This window comes from Nocardia rosealba, from assembly GCF_020216065.1.
In the GTDB taxonomy this organism is placed as follows: Bacteria; Actinomycetota; Actinomycetes; order Mycobacteriales; family Mycobacteriaceae; genus Nocardia; species Nocardia rosealba.
Genome location: NZ_JAIWNA010000009.1, coordinates 127,884 through 142,829 on the forward strand (window position 1 = coordinate 127,884; position 14,946 = coordinate 142,829).

The following is a 14,946-nucleotide window of genomic DNA, read 5'->3' on the forward strand; positions in this document are numbered from 1 at the left end:
TCTTTTCGCTTGTCAGCCCGGCATCAGGGCTTGCCACTGCTGCAGGGACTGGGGACGCAGCACGTAGTTGTTGTCGCGGACCGAGGACAGCTCGGCGCTCGGCGCCTCGGAGTACCAGTGGCCCGGGTAGACGACGGGATTGCCGTTCAGCCCGGCCAGGTGGCGCAGGCTGCGGAACATCTCGTCGGAGTCGCCGCCGGGGAAGTCGGTGCGGCCGCAGCCGTCGACGAACAGGGTGTCGCCGGAGATGAGGCGGCCGTCGAACAGGAAGCACTGGCTGCCGGGGGTGTGGCCGGGGGTGTGGAGCAGTTCGATGTCGAAGGCGCCGACCGAGACGGTGTCGCCGTTGTCGTGGCCCGTCAGTTCGCTCGGGGCGATACCGGTGGTCTTGGCGACCCAGTCCAGTTCGTGCTTGTTCACGTGGACGGGCACGCTGGTCTTCTCCAGCAGTTCGCGCACACCGCCGAGGGTGAAGCCGAGCATGGTTCCGCCGACATGGTCGGGGTGATGGTGGGTGGCCAGCACGCCGCTCACGCGCATGCCGTCGGCGGCGGCCACCTCGACGAGGTCGGCGGCCTGGTAGGCGGGGTCGACGAGAAGGGTCTCGCCGGTCTCCCGATCGCCGATGAGATACGCGAAATTGCGCATCTGTGTCGCGATCGGATCGCCGACGGCGTAATCCCGGCCCGACAGCAGCTGACGGAAGTAGAGGCGCTCGGAAGACATGTCTTCCACTGTATTGCCACCGGTGTGCTGGCGATGCACCCGAGTACCGATGACCGGGCGGTCTGTGGGAGCGCACAACCGGCGAGCACCCCATTTGTGAACAGTGCTGGTTTCACATAGTCGTGCGGCGGGGAGTCAGAATGTCAGCGAGAAGCCAAGGGCGGCAAGAGAAGTCGTGATTTCCACCGTCGTGCCGAGAATGTCACCGGACATGCCGCCGAAGCGGCGCACGCAGTGGCGGGTGATCAGAACCGATCCGGCCAGGGCGGTGAGGACGACGACGGGGCCGAGCCAGAAGTTGCCGGGAACGACGAATACGGAGCAGCAGAGGGCGAGGGCAGACCAGAAGGTCACTGCGGTGACCGGCTGGGTGCCCGCGACCAGGGTGCCGAAACCCGACCCCGGAGCGGCCGCAACGCCATGTCGGCAGGCGATGACCACCGCGACCCGGCCGAGCGTCACCGCGAGCACGATCGCCGCCCATCGCCGCTCGTCGACGAGCGCGGCGAAGGCGAACGCCTGAATCCCGATCGCGAAGATCAACGCCGTCACCCCGAACGGCCCCGCCGCACCGGACTTCATGATCTCGCGTGCCCGCTCGGGCGGCCCATAGCTGCCGAGCCCGTCGGCGGTATCGGCGAGCCCGTCGAGGTGCATACCGCGCGTGCACAGGGCGAGAAGCCCCACGGCGAGCAGGCCGGCGAGCACGCTGGTGAGTCCGGCCCGCTCGAACACCCACAGCGCCCCGGCCACCCCGCCGCCCAGCAGCAGTCCGACCAGCGGCGCGAGCGTGATCGCCCGCCCCGCGACGGCCCGGTCGACCTGCGCCGGACCGCGAACGGGTGCGACAGTGAGCCAGGAGATCGCCAATCGCGCGGCGTTCACACTGTTTCGCGGCGTCACTTGACGAGGTCGACAGATACTTCGTCGGATGTGCTCACGCCCGCGTCGGCGAAGGTCGACATCTCCGAGAGGGTGGCGACGGCGGCGCGGAGGAGGGGGAGGGCGGTGAGGGCGCCGGAACCTTCGCCGAGGCGCATGTTCAGGTCCAGGAGTGGTTGCAGGCGGAGGTGTTTCAGGGCCAGGTCGTGGGCGGGCTCGGTGGAGCGGTGGGCGGGGAGCCACCACGCTTTCGCGCCTGCGGCGAGGTCCTCGGCGACCAGGGCGGCGGCGGTGACGACGACACCGTCGAGCAGGACGGGGGTGCGGCGGGTGGCGGCCTGGGCGAGGAATCCCACCATGGCGGCGAAATCGGCGCCCGCCGCCACGCGCAGCAGTTCGACGGGGTCGGCGGCGACGGGGCGGGCGCGGCGCATGCCGTCGCGGATGGCGGCGACCTTGCGGATCCAGCCCGCGTCGTCGACACCGGTGCCGCGTCCGACGGCGGCGACCGGTTCGGTGTTGGTGAGGGTGGCGACGAGGACGGTGGCGGGGGTGGTGTTGCCGATGCCCATGTCCCCGGCGACCAGCAGATCGGCGCCCGCGTCGACCTCCTCGTCGGCGATCGCGCGCCCGGCGGCGAGCGCGGCGGCCACCTCTTCCCCGGTGAGCGCGTCTTCACGGTCGATGGAGCCGGAGCTGCGGCGCACCTTGTGCTGGGAGACCGTCGGATCGGTGTCGCCGTCGACGGAGATGTCGGCGACCCGCACGGTCGCGCCCGCGACGGCGGCCAGCGCGTTCACCGCCGCCCCACCGGCCAGGAAATTCGCGACCATCTGCGCGGTGACCTCGCTCGGATACGCGGAGACGCCATGCTCGGCAACACCGTGATCACCGGCGAACACCACCACCCGGGCACGTTCGAACTGCTTCGGCGGACACGCACCTTGGCAGGCGGCGATCCAGTTGCCGAGTTCCTCGAGTCGTCCCAGCGATCCGGCCGGTTTCGTCAGCTGCGTCTGGCGCTGCTCGGCCGCGGCACGCACCTGCGCGTCGGGGGCCGCGACCGGGCCGAATCCGTGTGTCACTGGCAAGCCTTTCGACAAAGTGGTTCTTCGCTGCTCATCTTGCCCGGACCACGGCGTGCCGGGCGACCCCGGCTCATTTCAACCGGACCGGCAGCCCGGCCACGATCAGGAACGCCTCGTCGCACACCCGGGCCAACCGTTGATTCAGGGTGCCGATCTCGTCCCGGAACAGCCGACCCGACCGCATCGCCGGGATGACACCCATGCCCACCTCGGGCGACACGATCACCAGACGGTGCCGGTAGGCCGCGACGGCCGCCACGAGTTCGTCGCAGTCGGGGGTGACGGTGCCGCGCGGTGCATCCCAGGCGGCGCGGGCGTCGAGGCGGGCGGTGAGCCAGGTGCCGATGTCGTCGAGCAGTGTCGCGGGTGCGCCGGTGGTGAGAACCGTTGCGGGTTCGGTGTTCTCGACGGTCGACCAGTGCGCCGGGCGCCGGTCGCGATGGACGGCGACGCGCTCGGCGAAATCGTGGTCGGCGGGATCGAGGACGGCGGTGGCCAGATAGCGCACCTCGATCGCCTCGGTAAGCAGTCCCTCGGCGAACGCGGACTTTCCCGAGCGGGCGCCACCTAGAACGAGGGTGCGTGAGGCAGTGGCCGACATGGCAGCACGGTAGCAATCGGTGCCATGGCGAGGCGCGGCGGTGGGCCGCCGGGATCTCAGGCTTCGCCGAGTGCCTGCAGGATCATCGGCCGGGCGTTGGTCAGCGACTGCTGCCAGTACGGCCAGGTGTGGGTGCCCGCGGTGATGTCGACGCGGGCGGGGATGCCGAGGGCCGTGGTTCGTTCCCGGAAGATGCTGGCCGCGATCACGGCCAGCGACTCGATGCCCATCGCATTGACGGTGTTGCCCACCGCGGAGCTCGCGTCGAGTGGGCCGGGCACACCGTTGCCCGAGGTGATGTAGAGCGGCAGGCCGCGCAGCAGTTCGGCCTGGACGGTCGCGTCGTTGCGCCGCCAGGCGGGATCGCCGACCGGGCCCCACATGTCGTCGAGGTTGAAGCGGCCCTCGTCGAGCATGGCGGCGCGCATCGTCAGATCCCACCCCGGGAAGGTCGGGTTGAGAAAGCCGGAGAACGCGCCCGCGAACCGGAACTGGTCGCGGTGGTGCGCCGCCAGCGTCAGCGCGGCATTGCCACCCATGGAGGCGCCGACCACCGCGTTGTTGGTGCGTGAAACACCGTATCCGGCAAGGAAGTCCGGCAGTTCGCGGGTGAGGAACGTTTCCCACCGGTAGGTGGTGGTCTGTCCGTTGGTGCTGCTCGGGCGGTACCAGTCGGTGTAGAAACTCGAATGCCCGCCGACGGGGAAGACCAGAGTGACGTTGTCACCGGCGAATCGGTTCAGCACGTCGGTATCGGTGGTCCACTGGCTGTGGTCGCCCGGTGCGCGCAAACCGTCGAGCAGATACAGCGCGGCCGAACCGCCCCGCGCCGCCCACCGCACCTGCACTTTGATCGGCCCCATGCTCGACGGAACGTACAGTTCCTCGAAACCGCCTGCGGGCGTGCGCAACACGGGGACGGTGGGCACGGCCGCAGCCGTTGCCGAACCGATCGTCGACACCACCACAGCCGCGGTCACGGTCGCCAGGACCGTCCTCAACCGCGTGAAATTTCCCCGCCCGCTACGAAACACCGTTCCAGCTGACCAGGTTCCCCATCGGGGGTCAAGTCACTCCGCCTTCTCGATGAACTGACGTGTTCACAAATTATGAACCGTCACAGGCGAATCTGCGCGGAGTCCCAAGTACATGGCTTGCCATGTATTGTTGGGTCGACGACAGAAGATGGGAGCGCGATGGACCGCGGTGACTCGCTCGGGTACGTGATCAACCACCTCGCGCGCCTCATGGAACAGGCGCTGCGCGACCGCATCGCCCGGCACGGGGTGGTGCCGGGCCAATTCGCGCAACTGCTCGCCCTGTACGAGCAGGAGGGAATCTCGCAACAGCAGCTCTGCGAGAAGGTTCGTATCGACCAGTCGACGATGGCGCACACGCTCAAACGGATGGAGCGCGACGGCCTCGTCGAACGCACACCCGACCCCGCCGACGGCCGACGGGCACTGATCCACCTCACCGACCGGTCGCGCCGGCTCCGCCCCGCGTTGGAAGCGGCGGCCCGAGAGGTGAACGCCCTTGCGACAGCGGGATTTTCCGACGCCGAGCGCGAAGAACTGCTGCGCCTGGCCGCCCAGGCGATCGGCAACCTCGAAGCCGATCGCGGCACCTGACGACTGAACAGAGGTACCCCATGCTCACTCGAATCCACCCCATCGCGGGCGTGATCGGACTGCTCACCATTCTCACGTTCTGGGTGTCCACGGTGCTCAGTGAGCTCAGCGGGTCGAAAGACGCCGTAGTCGCCGTGAAACAGGCCGTCCCGTGGGCGCTCCCGGTGCTGGTGCTCGCGCTAGCCGCGACCGGCGGCACCGGCTTCCGGCTGGCGGGAAATTCGACGCTGCCCCTCGTCGTCGCGAAGAAACGGCGGATGCCGATCATCGCGGCCAACGGTCTGCTCGTGTTGATCCCGTCGGCGATCGTCCTCGCGGTTCTCGCCGGGCGCGACCGGTTCGGGCCGCTGTTCTACGGTGTTCAGGCACTCGAACTCGTGGCGGGCGCCGTCAATATCGTCCTCATGTCGCTGAATGTGCGCGACGGTCTGCGCCTCGCCGGGCGGTACCGGACTCCGGAACAGGCGTAGTCGTTCAGTTTCCGGAGCCGAAGCGCCTGCGGTACTCGGTGGGGGCGAGGCCGACTTGGCGCTGGAAATGGTGACGCAGCAGCGCGCCGGATCCGAAACCGCACTGGTCGGCGACGCGTTCCAGCGGCAGCTCGGTGGCTTCGAGTAGATGTTTGGCGAACAGGACGCGCTGCGTGGTGAGCCATTTGACCGGGGTGGTTCCGGTTTCGGCGGCGAAGCGGCGGGCGAAGGTTCGGGTGGACATGCTGGCGCGGGCGGCGAGTTCGTCGACGGTGTGTGGATGCGCCAGATTCTCGCTCAGCCAGGCGAGGAGGTCCGACAGGCCTGCGGCGTGGCATTCGGGGATGGGCTGCTCGATGAACTGGCGCTGACCACCGTCGCGCTGGGGTGGAACCACCATGCGGCGAGCGATGCCGTTGGCGGCGGCCGTGCCGATCTCGCGGCGGACCAGGTGCAGGCAGGCATCGATGCCCGCCGCGGTGCCCGCACTGGTGATCAGGTTGCCTTCGTCGACGAACAGCACGTCGGGGTCGACCGTGGCCTCGGGGTACTTGGCGGCGAGGGTGTCGACGTAGCGCCAATGGGTCGTGCATTTGCGCCCGTCCAGCAGGCCTGCCTCACCTGCCAGGAATGCCCCGGAACAGACGGTGAGCACGGTGGCGCCCGCGTCGGAGGCCGCGCGCACCGCCTCGACGACACCGGGTTGGTAGGCGTGTGCGGTGGTGAAGGGGAATGCCGGAATCGCGACGAGATCGGCGTTCACGAGTTCGTCGAGACCGTATTCGGGTGTCACGGTGACGCCGGGAGTCGTCGAGCGCAGCGGCTTACCAGGCTCCGCCCCGCACACCCGGAACTCGAAACCGGGCAACCCGTCGGCGGTGCGGTCGAGCCCGAAAACCTCGCAGACGACGCCGAACTCGAACATCGCGAGCTTCTCGTTGAGGACGACCGCAACCCTGGACAGCATCACCCCATCCTACTGGCTGGATTTTTACGCACAATGACAGAACAGCCACTTTCGGCTGAAAACCAACGGGCGCAAAATTACTGCCATGCTTACTTTTCTGATCGTCCTCGCCGCCATCACCGCACTCGCCGTCCTCGCCGGACGTGGCACGGCGGGCGCCACCGGGGTCGTCGACCGCGACGCTCAGCGCATCGATGCCGAGCTCCGCGCGATCGCCGGCTATTCGACCGAGATCCGTCCGGGCAATTTCTGAAACAACGAATGCCGTCCCATCCGGATGGATGGAACGGCATTCGCGCAGGTGCGGAAGTTATACCGCGTCGCCCGGGCCGACCCGCGGCTTCGGGGCACGCATCTTGCGGATCTGGGACGCGCGGACGAAGGCGTACCAGCCCAGCTTGAAACCGGTGTCGGTGGTCTCGGGGAACCGCTCGATCACCCGGTTGTTCACGATCCTGCCGAGCACGAAACCCTCGATGATCATGAACAGCATCATCACCAGCATGGCGAGAGTGATGATGCTGTTGAGCTGCGGCGCCACGAACATCGTCAGGATGAGCACCAGCGCCATCGGCATGAACAAACCGACCAGGTTGCGGCGCGCGTCGACCAGATCGCGCACATACGCGCGAACGGGGCCCTGGTCACGGGGCAGCAGGTACTTGTCCTCGCCCGCCAGCATCCTGGCGCGCCGCTCCTGCACCGCGGCGCGGCGATCGGCGGCCGCAGCCTTACGGTCGGCGCGGTTGCCCTTGGCCGCCTTGCGGCGGGCCCGTGCCTCCTTGGCCGTCATCGGGGCGGGCGCCACCGGGCCGCGTCGTTTGCCTTCGGCGTCACGCCTTTTCGGGGTCGGGCGACCCTTACCCGGGGTGGTCGATGCGGGTGCGGCGGCGGTCTTCTCGACGTCGGGCACCGAGGGGTCGACGGACTCGTCGATGGTGCTGGACTCGTCGCGACGGAACAATTTCACGTCCACCAGGCTATTCGATGGGGTCGAGCAGGGGGAAACTCGGTCTCCCCGGCGGTGCCGGTGGTCTCACCGCCGAACCGATGCGAGCTGGATCACACCCGATGGGCGAGTAGTGTGGGCACGAGCACCCGGGGCGGGTCCACACGCGCCGGCATGGGTGGCAAAATGGAATAACGCAGCCGGTGCGATGTGTTGATTTCAGTCGTGCGCTGTGCACCTGAGGTCCGTTGACGGGCTGAGCCGAACTAGGAGTGTCCATGACTGTGCAGAACGAGACCGCCACCGAAACCCACGGTGCGACGCTGACCGACGCTGCCGCCGCCAAGGCGAAGGCGCTGCTCGACCAGGAAGGTCGCGACGACCTCGCCCTGCGGATCGCCGTGCAGCCGGGTGGCTGTGCCGGCCTGCGGTACCAGCTGTTCTTCGACGACCGCGTCCTCGACGGTGACATCGTCGTCGAGTTCTCCGGTGTGAAGCTGGCGGTCGACCGCATGAGCGCCCCCTACATCCAGGGCGCCTCGATCGACTTCGTCGACACCATCGAGAAGCAGGGCTTCACCATCGACAACCCGAACGCGACGGGCTCCTGCGCCTGCGGCGATTCGTTCAACTGAGGTCGGCTGCCGCGGGTTTGCGGGCTCCGTGAACCCGCGCTCACATGCGCCGCGACGACGTGGCGAGGTGACCAAGAGGTGAACTACCGGCGGTCACGCTTGCTACGGTTGAGGTCCGGGATCGGGTGATCCCGGGCTTCTTTGTTTCCGTCTAGCGCCGAAGGGGCTTCGCCTCGTGTCTGTAGCCGTGTCCGCGTCCATCGCCACCGACCACCTCATGCGTTTCCCCGGCAAATTCGCCGATGCGCTGCTCGCCGATCAGCTCGACCATGTGTCGCTGAGTTTCCTCGTCGACGATCTGCAGATCCGCCGCGGCGGCGTCGCGGGCAACATCGCCTACGCGATGGGCCTGCTGAAGCAGCGCCCGCTGCTCGTCGGCGCGGTCGGCGCCGACTTCGCCGAGTACCGGAAGTGGCTGGAGGACAACGGGGTCGACTGCTCGGCCGTGCACGTGTCGACCAAGTCCCACACCGCCCGTTTCGTGTGCACCACCGATGAGACGATGGCCCAGATCGCGTCGTTCTACCCCGGCGCCATGAGCGAGGCGCGCGAGATCGACATCGCCGCGATCGCCGCCGATCACGCGGTGGATCTGGTGCTGGTCGGCGCAAACGACCCCGAGGCGATGATCGCCCACACCCGCCAGGCCAAGGCGCAGGGCATTCCGTACGCGGCCGACCCGTCGCAGCAGCTGGCCCGCCTCGACGGCGAGCAGGCCGCCGAACTCGTCGACGGCGCCGCCTACCTGTTCACCAACAAGTACGAGTGGGCGCTGCTGCAGTCCAAGACCGGCCTGAGCGAAGCCGAGATCACCGCCAAGGTGGGCATCCGGGTCACCACCCTCGGCGCCGAGGGCGTGCTCGTGGTCGACACCGATGGCACCGAGGTCCGCGTAGGTGTGGTTCCCGAGCTGAGCAAGGTCGACCCGACCGGCGTCGGCGACGGTTTCCGCGCGGGCTTCCTCACCGCCCACCGGGCGGGCCTGAGCCTGGAGCGCGCCGCCCAGCTCGGCTCCCTCATCGCCGTCCTCGTCCTGGAAACCACCGGCACCCAGGAATGGACCCTCAACACCGAAGACGCACTCGAACGCCTCACCAAGGCCTACGGCCCCGAATCCGCCGACGACCTGGCCGTTCTCCTCTAGCCGGACATCTTGAAACGACGAACGCCCCCGGGATTTCCCGGGGGCGTTCGTGGTGTGTCAGAGGGAGACGGGATAGGTCGGTTCCTGGATTTCGGGCTTGATGCGGTCTTCGACGAAGATGCCGTGCCAGACCATGAAGACCAGCAGGGTCCACAGGCGGCGGCTGTGGTCGGAGACGCCCGCTTTGTGGTCGCGCAGCATCTGCAGGACGGCCTGCTTGTTCAGCAGGTGGTCGGTCTGGGACTCGGCGATCTGGGTTTCGGCCCAGTCGTAGAGTTCGGTGCCGCGCAGCCAGTGGCGCAGGGGGACCGGGAAGCCGAGCTTGGCGCGGTTGAGGACGTGGTCGGGGACGATGCCGTCCAGGGCCTGACGCAGCGCGTACTTCGAGGTTTCCTTGGTGATCTTCTGGTCGTAGGGGATGCCCTCGGCTACGCGCATCACCTCGTTGTCCAGGAACGGCACGCGCAGCTCCAGGGAGTTGGCCATGGTCATCTTGTCGGCCTTGACCAGGATGTCGCCGCGCAACCAGGTGAACAGGTCGAGGTGCTGCATGCGCGCGACCGGGTCCCAGCCCCTGGACTGGGCGTAGATCGGGGCGGTGACGTCCTGGTGGGTCCACTCCGGGCGGAACTCACGCAGCACCGAACGCAGCTGGGCGTCGTTGAAGCTGCGGGCATTGCCGTAGTAGCGGTCCTCGAGGCTGAGCGAGCCGCGCTGCAGCAGGGACTTGCCGCGCTTGCCGTCGGGGATACGGTCGCCCAGCTTGCCGACGAGTTTGCGCACTCCGGCGGGCAGGTACTCGAAAGGCTTGAGCGACAACGGTTCCCGGTAGATGGTGTAGCCGCCGAAAAGTTCGTCGGCGCCCTCGCCGGACAGCACTACCTTGACGTGCTTACGGGCTTCCTTGGCCACGAAGTACAGCGGGACCAGCGCCGGGTCGGCGACCGGGTCGTCGAGGTACCAGACGATCTCCGGGATGGCGGCGGCGAACTCGGCGGGGGAGACCACCTTCACGATGTGGCGGGCGCCGATCAGCTCGGCGCTCTCGGCGGCCACGTCGACCTCGGAGTAGCCCTCGCGCTCGAACCCGGTGGTGAAGGTGATGAGCTTCGGGTTGTGGCGCATGGCCAGCGCGGCGATGGCGGTGGAGTCGATGCCGCCGGACAGGAACGAACCGACCGTGACATCGGCGCGCATGTGCTTGGCGACCGAGTCCTCGAGCGCGGCGGCGATCTCCGCGTAGCGGCCCTGTGCGGCGCCCTCGGCGAACGGGCGCACCCGGAAGTCGGGGCGGAAGTAGCGGGTGGCCGACGGCTGCGCGCCCACCCGAACGGTGGCGTAGGTGCCGGATTCGAGGCGGCGGATGTTCTTGTGCAGCGACTCGGGCTCCGGCACGTACTGCAGCACCGTGTAGTGCTCGAGGGCGCGCGGGTCGAGCTCGTCGGACAGACCGAGCGGGCTCAGCAGTTCGAGCACGCTCTTCTTCTCGCTGGCGAACGCGGTGCCGCCGGGGCCGGTGGCGTAGAACAGCGGCTTGATGCCGAAGGGGTCGCGGGCCAGGAACAGCTCCTGCTTCTCGGTGTCCCAGATCGCGAAGGCGAACATGCCGCGCAGCTTGCGCACGGCCTCGGGGCCCCAGAAGTGGAAGGCGGCGACGATCGACTCGCCGTCACCGTCGGTGGCGAAGATCTTGCCCTCGGGGAATTCGGCGCCGTGTTCGGCGGCCAGCTGTTCGCGCAGTTCGAGGTAGTTGTAGATCTCGCCGTTGAAGGTCATCGCGTAGCGCTGCGGGTTGTCCGCCGGGCCCCAGCGCAGCGGCTGGTGCGAGTGCTCGATATCGATGATGGAGAGGCGGTTGAAGCCGAAGATCATGTGATCGTCGTGCCAGGTGCCCTTCTCGTCCGGGCCGCGGTGGCGCTGGCAGTGCAGGGCGTCGTAGACCTGATCGACCACCTCGGTCGTCGCCGCATCAGCTGTCAGGAATCCGAGCAGTCCGCACACGTGTCGGCAACCTTCTCTCGTTCGATGTGCGCATGAGCGACCCTGGCGGGCTCGGCGCGTGGACGTCCGGCGCGACGGGGTCGACCGGGGTTGCACTGAACTCTACCGACTCCGCTCGCCCGGTACCCAGGCGAGCGGGCATGTGCGCCGCGAAACCCGGTGCGGCGGTTCGCGCGTCCGCCCGAATCGCCGGGTCGCGCGAACAGAACCGCAGGTCGTGCGGTCGCGTCCGATCAAGGCGGAGTGTCGAATCCGACCCCGCGACAAGACAGCACCCGCTTTGGTCTACGCTGCGTAGTACTCAGGTCCTTCTCAGGTGAACCGGCGTCACAGCCGCGATACTCGGGACGGACCGAAACGTGCTGGAAAACGTGTCGGACGGGCGGATCGCGGCCCCGAAGACGCAAAGTGTCGGAATGTGTAGCGACCAGGAAGGCGTGAGCGTGGCGCACAAGGCGAGCGAAGAGATCGGGGCTCGACCCGTTCGGGGTCGGCAGGGCCGTATCCTTCGGCGGGCCGGGCTGGCGGTGTCCTTGGGGATGACTGCTCTCCTGGTCTCGGGCTGCTCGATCGACAATGTTTGGCTGCGGTTCGGCTGGCCCTCGGGCATCACGCCGCAGGCGACCCGGATGCGGGAGCTGTGGACCTGGTCGGTCCTGGCCGCGCTCGCCATGGGCGTGCTGGTGTGGGGTCTGACCTTCTGGACCGTCATCATGCACCGCAAGCGCAAGGACTCCCCGGAGTTCCCGCGCCAGACGGGCTACAACGTGTCGCTGGAGCTGACCTACACCGCGATCCCGTTCGTGATCATCGCGGTGCTGTTCTACTTCACCGTCGTCGTGCAGAACTACGTGCACGAGAAGACCGACAACCCGGACGTCACCGTCGACGTGACCGCCTTCCAGTGGAACTGGAAGTTCGGCTACCGCGACGTGGCCAATGTGGGCGGCCTCACCTGGAACGGCATCGACACCGAGCGGGAGCTGGCCAACGAGGAGCAGCTGCGCGGCTACGAGGAGCGCGAGGGCGACCACGGCAAGAAGCAGCCGGGCCCCCTGCACGGCAAGCCGGCCAACGACATCCTCTCGTACCTGCACTACGACAAGGTCGAGACCGTCGGTTCCAGCACCGAGATCCCGATCCTGGTGCTGCCGACCGGCAAGCGCATCGAGTTCCAGCTCGCCGCCGCCGACGTGATCCACGCCTTCTGGGTGCCGGAGTTCATGTTCAAGCGCGACGTGATGCCGAACCCGAAGGAAAACCAGTCCGACAACGTCTTCCAGATCTCCGAGATCGAGAAGGAAGGCGCGTTCGTCGGGCGCTGCGCCGAGATGTGCGGCACCTACCACTCGATGATGAACTTCGAGGTCCGCGCGGTCTCGCCGGAGAAGTTCGCCCAGTACCTGCAGGCGCGCATCGACGGCAAGACCAACGGTCAGGCCCTCGAGGCGATCGGCGAGTCCCCGGTGGCCACCTCCACGTACCCCTTCAACACCAAGCGCGATATCAAGAGCGCTTCGGTGAACGAGAGCAAGTGAGGATTCTGATATGAGGATCGAAGCACGGATCTTCGAACTGCTCACGGCGTTCTTCATCCTGGTGGGCATCGTCTACGGCTTCTTCACCGCGCAGTCGCGCACCGGCATCGAGTGGGCCGGTACCACCGCGATCGTGCTGACCGCGGGCCTGTCGCTGATCATCGGCACCTACTTCCGGTTCGTCGCCCGCCGCATCGACCTGCGGCCCGAGGACTTCGAGGACGCCGAGATCGTCGACGGTGCAGGCGACCTCGGCTTCTTCTCGCCCGGTAGCTTCTGGCCCATCACCCTGGCCGCCGCCGGTTCGGTGACGGCGCTCGGCCTGGCCTTCTTCCAGTTCTGGTTGATCGGCCTCGGCGTGGTGATGGTTCTCGCCGCTGCCGCCGGCCTGGTCTTCGAGTACTACCTGGGCGTCGAGAAGCACTGACGCGCTACGCACAATCGCCGCAATCCTGTACGGGATTGCGGCGATTGTCGTTTCGGGACCTTCGGTAGGTCCGGGATCAGGAGCGGCGCGTCGCGGCTCTGGCCGCACCCGCGCTGCCGATCACGAGCAGCAGGATCGCCAGTGCCCATCGTCGTTGCTCCTGGACGACCGGGCGCGCGTCGACGACCTCGGGTTCCCGTTCTCGCGAGGCTGGGATCTGCACCGGTGGCCGCGTCGGGACTGTCGAAGGAACCGCGGGTGGACTGGTCGGTGTGCTGGGTCGGGGTTGTTCGGTGCGCGCCGGCGGTGCGGGGAGTGCGGGAGCCTGCTGGGGTGGAGCGGGGGTTGGAGGCTCCGGCACGATCGGCGGTTGCGGAGGTATCGGGGCGGGAGCGACCGGCGGGTCCGGATTGGGCAGCGCCGGGGCCGGGATGTCGAACGGGGCGGGTGCGGGTGGGGGTATGTCGAACGGGGCGGGAGCCGGTGGTGGGATGTCTGGCGGGACGGGTGCCACTGGTGGTGGGGCGTCGGGCGGCGGCACAGGAACGGGGGCCAAGGGCATTCCGGGCTCGGGGTGAGGTGGCTCGGGTGGCACCGGGATCGCCGGTAGGTCGCCATGGCCCGGTGGGTCGGGTGGCGGGAGCAGCGGTGGCTCCGGCGCGGGGCCGGGCGGGTTCGGCTCGGGGACAGCGGGGGTGGGCGTAGTGGTCGGAATTTCGGGGACCGGTGCGGGTGCAGGTGGCGCGGGAGGGGGCGACGGCGGTTCGGGAGGTGCGTCACGCCGGGGTGCGGGACCCGGGATGATGATCTGGGCGTAGGGGGCTTTCGGGCCGGGCGGGTTTTGCGAGTCACGTTCGGGTTCCGGGGCGGATACTTTCGGCGCGGCCGGTGTGTTCGGCGTCTGCGGACGTGACGGCGCTGCGGGCCGCCCGTCGATCGGGGTCGGTGGCGTCGGGTACTCCTCGACGGGTCGGTCCGGCCGGATCCCACCGCCCGGGATTCCGTTGCCGGGGATTCCGCCGCCCGGATCAGCGCCGGGGACGAACGGAAATCCGGGTGCGGCGTCGACCGCACCCGGCAAACACAGGCCGGCACCTATCGCTATCGCGCAGAATCCCGTGCGCATCGGTGTTCTCATGTGAGCTGAGCCAGAATCGTGGTGAAGGCGTCGGGCCCGATTTTCGCGGCCCGCCCGTACGGGTTCTGGAGCTGGTAGATCGTGTAGATCATGAAGGTGACCACGGCGGCGAAGCTGGCCACCACCACTACGTGGACGCGGGCGCTGGTGCCGGCGAACATCAGCGACAGGCCGATCGACAGCAGCGCGCCGAGCATCAGTGCCACCCACATCATCGGGGACAGTGTGCTGCCCGCGGCTTCCACCCGGGTCTGACGCGCTTCGTACACCTCCCACAGCCGGTCCGCCGCCGCGATCTGGCGGGAACGCTGCCATTCGTCGGCCGCCGGTGTGGCGGCGATGGCGGTGCGCACCTCACTGAGCTCGGTCCAGGCGGTGTCGTCGACCTCCTTCGCGGCCGTCATGGCGGGCCACTCCACCTCGATCACCTCGCCGGTGTAGCGCCGCACCGAGGCGGTGATGGCGCTGCGGGCGGGATCCGGCAGCGAGTCGCCCGCCCACTGCAGGGCGAGCAGCCGGTCGGCCTCGTCCGAGACCGCTTTCTCGGCGGCGGAGTTGGTGTCGAGTACACCGATGAGCAGGAACGAGGCGAGCACCACCTGCAAACCGGCGACGAGAGTGAAGACCTGCCCCACCGACTCGTTGACCGATTCGCCCTCATGGCCTTTCCCACGCCTGCGCAGGTAGTAGGCGCACGCACCGGCGAGGCCTGCGATCAGCGCGACCCACAACAGGGCTTCCCACAGCAT

Annotated in this window: 17 protein-coding genes; 7 read left to right on the forward strand and 10 right to left on the reverse strand. The window is 68.2% G+C overall.

Annotation, left to right across the window (positions count from 1 at the left end; all coding sequences use genetic code 11):
* Positions 1-12: 12 nt before the first annotated feature.
* From LDL21_RS26495 to LDL21_RS26515, 5 genes are all read right to left on the reverse strand, one after another.
* Positions 13-726: an MBL fold metallo-hydrolase gene (locus LDL21_RS26495; protein ID WP_067643314.1), complete on the reverse strand. Its 714-nt coding sequence runs from the start codon at positions 724-726 to the stop codon at positions 13-15.
* A gap of 135 nt (positions 727-861) precedes the next feature.
* Complete coding sequence (locus tag LDL21_RS26500) at positions 862-1,611, reverse strand: adenosylcobinamide-GDP ribazoletransferase (RefSeq protein WP_225282214.1); 750 nt, start codon at positions 1,609-1,611, stop codon at positions 862-864.
* Between the two features lie 14 nt (positions 1,612-1,625).
* The gene (gene cobT / locus LDL21_RS26505; protein WP_225282215.1) at positions 1,626-2,693 is read right to left on the reverse strand and encodes a nicotinate-nucleotide--dimethylbenzimidazole phosphoribosyltransferase; all 1,068 of its coding nucleotides are present in this window, start codon (positions 2,691-2,693) and stop codon (positions 1,626-1,628) included.
* A gap of 73 nt (positions 2,694-2,766) precedes the next feature.
* Entirely contained in the window at positions 2,767-3,297 is a 531-nt protein-coding gene (locus LDL21_RS26510) for a bifunctional adenosylcobinamide kinase/adenosylcobinamide-phosphate guanylyltransferase (protein ID WP_225282216.1), read from the reverse strand.
* 56 nt (positions 3,298-3,353) lie between these two features.
* Positions 3,354-4,286, reverse strand: coding sequence for an alpha/beta hydrolase (locus LDL21_RS26515; RefSeq protein WP_255675598.1), 933 nt, complete (start codon positions 4,284-4,286; stop codon positions 3,354-3,356).
* Between the two features lie 207 nt (positions 4,287-4,493).
* On the opposite strand from LDL21_RS26515, the gene LDL21_RS26520 reads away from it, so the two are divergent.
* On the forward strand, positions 4,494-4,928 hold the full coding sequence (locus LDL21_RS26520; RefSeq protein ID WP_225282217.1) for a MarR family winged helix-turn-helix transcriptional regulator: 435 nt from the start codon (positions 4,494-4,496) through the stop codon (positions 4,926-4,928).
* Between the two features lie 20 nt (positions 4,929-4,948).
* Positions 4,949-5,398, forward strand: coding sequence for a hypothetical protein (locus LDL21_RS26525; RefSeq protein WP_225282218.1), 450 nt, complete (start codon positions 4,949-4,951; stop codon positions 5,396-5,398).
* 4 nt (positions 5,399-5,402) lie between these two features.
* Here LDL21_RS26525 and LDL21_RS26530 read toward each other — a convergent pair whose 3' ends face one another.
* Entirely contained in the window at positions 5,403-6,365 is a 963-nt protein-coding gene (locus LDL21_RS26530) for a helix-turn-helix domain-containing protein (RefSeq protein WP_225282219.1), read from the reverse strand.
* 85 nt (positions 6,366-6,450) lie between these two features.
* Here LDL21_RS26530 and LDL21_RS26535 point away from each other — a divergent pair, with 85 nt between their 5' ends.
* Entirely contained in the window at positions 6,451-6,618 is a 168-nt protein-coding gene (locus LDL21_RS26535) for a hypothetical protein (protein ID WP_225282220.1), read from the forward strand.
* A gap of 57 nt (positions 6,619-6,675) precedes the next feature.
* Here the strand turns inward: LDL21_RS26535 and LDL21_RS26540 are convergent, their stop codons facing one another.
* Entirely contained in the window at positions 6,676-7,335 is a 660-nt protein-coding gene (locus LDL21_RS26540) for a DUF3043 domain-containing protein (protein ID WP_372462227.1), read from the reverse strand.
* Between the two features lie 257 nt (positions 7,336-7,592).
* Here LDL21_RS26540 and erpA point away from each other — a divergent pair, with 257 nt between their 5' ends.
* Entirely contained in the window at positions 7,593-7,949 is a 357-nt protein-coding gene (gene erpA, locus LDL21_RS26545) for an iron-sulfur cluster insertion protein ErpA (protein ID WP_067496006.1), read from the forward strand.
* A gap of 217 nt (positions 7,950-8,166) precedes the next feature.
* Complete coding sequence (locus tag LDL21_RS26550; protein WP_255675600.1) at positions 8,167-9,093, forward strand: carbohydrate kinase family protein; 927 nt, start codon at positions 8,167-8,169, stop codon at positions 9,091-9,093.
* A 57-nt stretch (positions 9,094-9,150) separates the two neighbouring features.
* On the opposite strand, the gene asnB is transcribed toward LDL21_RS26550, so the two are convergent.
* Positions 9,151-11,094, reverse strand: coding sequence for an asparagine synthase (glutamine-hydrolyzing) (gene asnB, locus LDL21_RS26555; RefSeq protein WP_225282222.1), 1,944 nt, complete (start codon positions 11,092-11,094; stop codon positions 9,151-9,153).
* A gap of 539 nt (positions 11,095-11,633) precedes the next feature.
* Between asnB and ctaC the strand changes: the two genes are divergently transcribed.
* Both ctaC and LDL21_RS26565 read left to right on the forward strand, forming a co-directional pair.
* Positions 11,634-12,632, forward strand: coding sequence for an aa3-type cytochrome oxidase subunit II (gene ctaC, locus LDL21_RS26560; protein ID WP_225282223.1), 999 nt, complete (start codon positions 11,634-11,636; stop codon positions 12,630-12,632).
* 10 nt (positions 12,633-12,642) lie between these two features.
* Complete coding sequence (locus tag LDL21_RS26565; RefSeq protein WP_067495990.1) at positions 12,643-13,059, forward strand: cytochrome c oxidase subunit 4; 417 nt, start codon at positions 12,643-12,645, stop codon at positions 13,057-13,059.
* A 76-nt stretch (positions 13,060-13,135) separates the two neighbouring features.
* Here LDL21_RS26565 and LDL21_RS26570 read toward each other — a convergent pair whose 3' ends face one another.
* Complete coding sequence (locus LDL21_RS26570) at positions 13,136-13,282, reverse strand: hypothetical protein (RefSeq protein WP_225282324.1); 147 nt, start codon at positions 13,280-13,282, stop codon at positions 13,136-13,138.
* A gap of 911 nt (positions 13,283-14,193) precedes the next feature.
* Entirely contained in the window at positions 14,194-14,946 is a 753-nt protein-coding gene (locus tag LDL21_RS26575) for a bestrophin-like domain (protein WP_181700959.1), read from the reverse strand.

Bases quoted from the DNA above. Each gene is read 5' to 3' on its own strand.
- LDL21_RS26520 (WP_225282217.1), top strand. From the start codon at position 4,494: ATGGACCGCGGTGACTCGCTCGGGTACGTGATCAACCACCTCGCGCGC.
- LDL21_RS26525 (WP_225282218.1), top strand. From the start codon at position 4,949: ATGCTCACTCGAATCCACCCCATCGCGGGCGTGATCGGACTGCTCACC.
- LDL21_RS26535 (WP_225282220.1), top strand. From the start codon at position 6,451: ATGCTTACTTTTCTGATCGTCCTCGCCGCCATCACCGCACTCGCCGTC.
- erpA (WP_067496006.1), top strand. From the start codon at position 7,593: ATGACTGTGCAGAACGAGACCGCCACCGAAACCCACGGTGCGACGCTG.
- LDL21_RS26575 (WP_181700959.1), bottom strand. From the start codon at position 14,946: ATGCTGTGGGAAGCCCTGTTGTGGGTCGCGCTGATCGCAGGCCTCGCC.
- ctaC (WP_225282223.1), top strand. From the start codon at position 11,634: ATGACTGCTCTCCTGGTCTCGGGCTGCTCGATCGACAATGTTTGGCTG.
- LDL21_RS26495 (WP_067643314.1), bottom strand. From the start codon at position 726: ATGTCTTCCGAGCGCCTCTACTTCCGTCAGCTGCTGTCGGGCCGGGAT.
- LDL21_RS26550 (WP_255675600.1), top strand. From the start codon at position 8,167: ATGCGTTTCCCCGGCAAATTCGCCGATGCGCTGCTCGCCGATCAGCTC.
- LDL21_RS26510 (WP_225282216.1), bottom strand. From the start codon at position 3,297: ATGTCGGCCACTGCCTCACGCACCCTCGTTCTAGGTGGCGCCCGCTCG.
- LDL21_RS26565 (WP_067495990.1), top strand. From the start codon at position 12,643: ATGAGGATCGAAGCACGGATCTTCGAACTGCTCACGGCGTTCTTCATC.
- LDL21_RS26530 (WP_225282219.1), bottom strand. From the start codon at position 6,365: ATGCTGTCCAGGGTTGCGGTCGTCCTCAACGAGAAGCTCGCGATGTTC.